This window comes from Ruminococcus sp. CAG:330 (genome assembly GCF_000437175.1).
Lineage (GTDB): Bacteria > Bacillota > Clostridia > Oscillospirales > Ruminococcaceae > Ruminococcus_C.
On the sequence record NZ_FR898091.1, the window covers coordinates 1 to 500 of the forward strand.

General features: G+C 44.6%; 1 protein-coding gene. It reads left to right on the forward strand.

Features of this window, described 5'->3' with window-relative positions:
* Positions 1-500, forward strand: a 500-nt coding sequence (locus QZL66_RS11170; RefSeq protein ID WP_293615138.1) for a hypothetical protein, incomplete at both ends; no start/stop codon positions are given.

Consider the following 500-nt stretch of genomic DNA (forward strand, 5'->3'; position numbering starts at 1 on the left):
ATTAAATGGCTATGAGTTGACTGATGCGGCTTTGAAAAATGTTTCACTGAAAGATTTGACCATTTCCGGTGCGACGTTTACCTGGGTTAATTGCATAGTCTTAAATGAATCGACCATCGAAGCAGATGGAGAGATTCGTTTGGGAACTCGGGAGTGGAATGGAACTATAAAGCTTTATGCAACCATCACGAAGGATGGCGATAAGCTGATTTTTAAAGACGCTGTTCCATATGATGGCACAAATGAAAATGGTGTTTTGGGACTTCATAATATCTCGATTTCCTACGAAACCGATGCAGCCACTGCCGGTACAGATGGCACAGCTAAGAACGGCGACACAGTTACCAACACAGTTTCTGACAACAAGGGAAACAGCAGTTCGAGTAGCATTGATGTGGGCAATCGTGACCAGATCACAAAGACCTTTGTGAAAGCTGAGGGCGGCGATGCGTTCTATAACGCAGACGATCCCTCGAAGAATAACCAAACGCTGCATTGGA